Raw genomic sequence first — 4,686 nt, 5'->3', positions numbered from 1 at the left:
GTTGGATAACATCATAGATATTATTTTTTTAATTTATGGCTTCTAGTTTAACAAATTAGGAGCGCTTTTTTCTGATTATTTTCTATCGTTCAACACTTCTGAGTTGATATAACAAACTTTATATCAATCTTTAGCAAAAGTTACTCCCTGCGTTTTTGAAGCTCAGAGATATAAAATTGCTCAAGTCGTTGGATATGATTTTTGATGTCGTATTGTTGAGCGCAAACAAACGCATTATGAATGATTTTCTCCCGAAGGTGCGTATCGCTTAAGAGGGCTAATATTCCTTCCGCAATTTGATCGCTATTTTTGTAATCAACAACCCAAGCATTTTCGCGGTGGACAGCATGATCCGCCGCACTACCTGCAAGGGTAATCACAGAAGGAACTCTTGAAAGCATCGCATCTACATAGACCTGCCCGAAGGTTTCTTGAATAGAATCTGTCGGTGCATGGACAAAAACAGTAAATAATTTAAATAGAGCAAAAAGATCTGCTTCAAACGGGATTTCGATATAACTTTGCTGCGGTAATTGTGATAACTTTTCGCTAATGCTGAGAATGTCATCGTATTGAGGAGCAACAATATCTTCCTTCCGCGCTTTACGAATCTTTTCTTCCAAATTTGTGCGATCGATCCCCGTTCCCGCAAGGACTAAAAGAGCATTCGGATGAATGTCGAGAACCTTTTTAAAGGCTTCAATAACATATTCAACACCTTTCCATCGGACATATCGCGCTGCCACTCCAATAACAGGACTTTGGTGATTTCCTAAATATTTAGCTCGCAATTGCTCAATGCGTGAAGTTTCTACATTCTCATATTCACTCACATCAAATCCTGTCGGTATCAGCGTAATCTTGTGTTCTGGAATACCATCTTCGATCATGCCTTCTTTACTTTTATGCGTCACCCCAATTACATTAGTCGCACATTCCCAAATTAAACGATGTTTACTAGCGGCATGGCGTGAATAGTATTTGATGGAAGGGTGTTCTCGCGTAAAAATTCGCACGGGAACCTTTGCATAATAGGCGGCTTGTATGCCTGCCAAACTCCCAGCAAACCAATGGGTATGAACAACATCAGTCTGATTTTTTAGTAAGTGGTCATACAGAAATTTGACCATTTCTGGAGTGTTACTATAGTCTGAATAGGAGGTAACTATGTAAGGGATATGCAGTTCTTGCAAACAAGCAATCATGGGATCGCTTTCATTGAGGATAACATAGTCAATTGCAAATTTACTCTTGTCAATATATTTAGCAACTAACTCAAAGGGAACCCAACGAATGGGATGGGTAAAGATGTAGGTAACTTTTACGGGTAAATTCAATTTCTCTGGTGTTGGCATTATTGCTACTCAAGTAGTTATTTTTGAAAAGCAATTTATGGGAATTTTTAAATTTTATCAGAAGAGGTACAACCAAATGTGTAACAGTGAAATTCCGTGAGATAATTTATTCTGTGTTAATTCCAGTTACCTACTACCTAAATTCAAAATGGCTCATTCTCCTTGGTGGAAATCTTCCGTTGTTTATCAGATTTATATACGCAGTTTTCAGGATGCCAATGGAGATGGTATTGGTGATATCTTAGGCATTATCCAGCGACTTGATTATTTAAAATGGCTAGGGGTTGGGGCTATTTGGGTGACACCGTTCTATCCTTCTCCTATGGCGGATTTTGGTTATGATGTTAGCGATCACACTAATGTTGATCCTATCTTTGGCAACCTTTCAGAATTAGATACCTTAATCCAAGCTTGCCACGATCGCCATCTTAAGATTGTCATTGACTTTGTTGCCGCCCATACTTCCGATCAACATTCTTGGTTTAAAGAATCGCGGAGTTCGCGAACCAATCCTAAACGAGATTGGTATATCTGGAAAGATCCTAGTGCCGATGGTGGCTTGCCTAATAATTGGCTAGGTCGTTTTGACGGGCTTTCGGCTTGGGAATGGGATCACAAAACAGAGCAGTATTATCTACATTCGTTTCTAAAAGAGCAGCCAGATGTTAATTGGCGAAATCCAGAAGCCAAAGAAGCCATGTTAAATGTCCTTCATTTTTGGTTGCAGCGAGGTGTGGATGGCATTCGTGTTGATGCCGCCTATCGCGCCTATAAAGATTTGCAGTTTCGAGATAATCCTGTCAATCCCAACTGGCATATGGGAATGGAACCATCCGATCGCCTGATTGAAGTTTTTAGCAAAAACATCCCAGAAATCCACGGGTATAATCGGATGCTCCGAACGCTGGTTGATCAGTATGGTGATCGCCTTTTGCAAGGAGAGCTTTACAAATCCCTAGAAGAAATTGTTAAACATTACGGAGACAATGACGAGCTACATTTACCGCTCAATTCCGAATTAATGTCATCGAACTGTCAATGGAATGCCACAAGCGTCCGAGAAGTGGTTGATCGTTATGAACGATTGCTCCCTGAAAAGGCTTGGCCGAATTGGTCATTAAGTAATCATGACAAGCACCGCCTCGCCAGCCGAATTGGACCTGCTCAAGCCAAAATTGCCATGATGCTATTACTCACCCTTCGTGGTACACCGACAATCTACTACGGAGATGAACTGGGGATGGAGGATGGCTGGATTCCTGCCGAGCATATCCAAGATCCTTGGGAAATAAAAGCTCCTGGTATTGGCGTTGGTCGCGATCCTGAACGCACTCCCATGCTTTGGGATGATTCACCTAATGCGGGTTTCTGTGATGAATCAGTCCAACCTTGGCTACCGATCACCCATGATTACCACAATCTTAATGTCAAGACACAGAAACAGAACTCCCGTTCCTTTTTGTCTTTAACGCGATCGCTTTTAAATTTACGTCAGCAACAATCCGCTTTACAGATTGGTGATTATATTTCTTTATACTCACCCCCACAGCTTTTCTGCTACCGCCGCTTTAACGGGACATCAGACATTCTTATTGCCTTGAATTTCAGTTCTGAATTTCAGGAATGGACATTGCCGATAGAGTTTCGTCACCAGTCAACAGTTCTTCTATCTACATTCATGGATCGTCAGGGAGGGCAACTAGGTCAGAGCCTTGAGTTAAGAGGAAATGAAGGTTTGATCATTCAGTTATTGCCGATTGGTAATGTATAATCACAGAGACTTTACAACGCATTTCATCAAACTACTCTATTACAATACCTCTCATCATGAATACTGAGCGCACGATCGTTTTCTCCACAAAGCATCAAGTGACTATGAAAGATCAAGTCACCCCAGATATTGATAAAGATCTCGTATTTATGGATTTGTACCAACAAGTCATGCCTTATACGATGACTAGTAAAGAAGCCCTCTTTGCGCTCTATACATCCATGAACTATATTCTCGATCGCAATATTGCGGGGGACATTGTAGAATGCGGAGTTTGGCGCGGTGGTAGCTCTTTACTTGCGGCCCTAATTCTGAAGTCTCGCAACATTAGCGATCGCAAGCTATATCTATATGACACCTTTCAAGGTATGCCAGCTCCAACGGAATTTGATGTGGACAAATACGGTCGGACAGGGCTAGAAATGATCGAGCAGTACGGCGATGAGGTTGGTTGGTGTTACGCTCCATTGGCAGAAGTTCAAGCGGCGTTCTCGATTCATAATTTTGATTTTGAGATTAATTTTATTGAAGGTGATGTTCTTGAGACATTACCAAAAACTAAGCCAGACATCATCTCCGTGCTGCGTCTAGATACCGATTGGTATGAGTCCACCGCCGCCGAATTTGAAATTCTCTACCCCCGTCTATCCTCAGGCGGTGTGCTGATCATTGATGACTATGGATGTTGGGCAGGTTCACGAAAAGCCACTGATGACTACTTCGATAAAGAACCGAAAATTATCCTTACACGCATTGATAAGGAAGTCCGTTTGGGGATCAAGATTTAGTCATTAAAATATGGGGGGTAGACGAATTTATGACAACTACTGCACAGATAGAAACTGAACAGATAGAAACTGACAGTAAAACTGATTACAATTTAGAAAAAAACGCAAGATATAACTCTAATTTAGAGGGGATTAGAGGGCTTGCTGCACTTTCAGTATCCTCATTTCATGTTTTGGGTCTAAAAAATTTTTTAGACCCTACCTACCATCCCAATATTTATTTTGGTTACTTACAAGCAGCCCATAGTTTTGTTTTAGTATTTTTTGTCCTTTCTGGCTATGTTATTGGTTTAACGACCACCAAAGACTACTCAAATCAAGAACTTGGTAGTTATATAAAGCGGCGAGCAGTGAGAATCTTACCAATTTATTTGATTGCTATTAGTTTGGGTGTATTAGCTGAACCGAGTGACAAATTAAGTTTAGTCATAGGTAACTTATTGTTTTTGCAAAACTTTGATAAATACTTTGATGTTTCACTACATCCGATCGCAGGTGATGCTGCTGTATGGAGTTTAAATTATGAAGTTTTATATCAGAAGTGTTGAATCAGACATGAGGTTATCCCAAAAGTGGACACACTACTCCTGCAAAAAGCGTGATTTCAGCTTAATATCACTATCTTCCTAAACCAATGTACATAACTGATATTCTCACTCATGAATGCTTGTAAATACCTCAGTTTATCTAACATCTTACAGCCAAACTCTTTTGGTATCTCTACTAGCTCTAATAAAACATACGCTATTAAGCAAGTGTAGATTTGGATCGT

The 4,686-nt window shown here is 40.4% G+C and carries 4 protein-coding genes and 1 pseudogene; 3 read left to right on the top strand and 2 right to left on the bottom strand.

Annotation, left to right across the window (positions count from 1 at the left end):
• Positions 1-140: 140 nt before the first annotated feature.
• Positions 141-1,355 carry a glycosyltransferase family 4 protein gene (locus tag H6F44_RS22220; RefSeq protein WP_190353265.1) on the bottom strand — a complete coding sequence of 405 codons (1,215 nt, stop codon included), beginning with the start codon at positions 1,353-1,355 and terminating at the stop codon, positions 141-143.
• 148 nt (positions 1,356-1,503) lie between these two features.
• Here H6F44_RS22220 and H6F44_RS22215 point away from each other — a divergent pair, with 148 nt between their 5' ends.
• From H6F44_RS22215 to H6F44_RS22205, 3 genes are read left to right on the top strand one after another with little or no spacing between them, the layout of a single operon-like run.
• Positions 1,504-3,126, top strand: a complete 1,623-nt coding sequence (locus H6F44_RS22215) for an alpha-amylase family glycosyl hydrolase (protein WP_190353264.1) — start codon at positions 1,504-1,506, stop codon at positions 3,124-3,126.
• A 56-nt stretch (positions 3,127-3,182) separates the two neighbouring features.
• The gene (locus H6F44_RS22210) at positions 3,183-3,914 is read left to right on the top strand and encodes a TylF/MycF/NovP-related O-methyltransferase (RefSeq protein ID WP_190353263.1); all 732 of its coding nucleotides are present in this window, start codon (positions 3,183-3,185) and stop codon (positions 3,912-3,914) included.
• Between the two features lie 29 nt (positions 3,915-3,943).
• Complete coding sequence (locus H6F44_RS22205; RefSeq protein ID WP_190353262.1) at positions 3,944-4,462, top strand: acyltransferase family protein; 519 nt, start codon at positions 3,944-3,946, stop codon at positions 4,460-4,462.
• A 56-nt stretch (positions 4,463-4,518) separates the two neighbouring features.
• Here H6F44_RS22205 and H6F44_RS23430 read toward each other — a convergent pair.
• A pseudogene (locus H6F44_RS23430) lies at positions 4,519-4,686 on the bottom strand (IS4 family transposase); the annotation flags it as partial.

This window comes from Pseudanabaena cinerea FACHB-1277, assembly GCF_014696345.1.
GTDB classification, from domain to species: domain Bacteria; phylum Cyanobacteriota; class Cyanobacteriia; order Pseudanabaenales; family Pseudanabaenaceae; genus Pseudanabaena; species Pseudanabaena cinerea.
The sequence above is the reverse complement of the archived record's forward strand: the minus strand, read 5'-3'. Positions and strand labels throughout refer to the sequence as shown.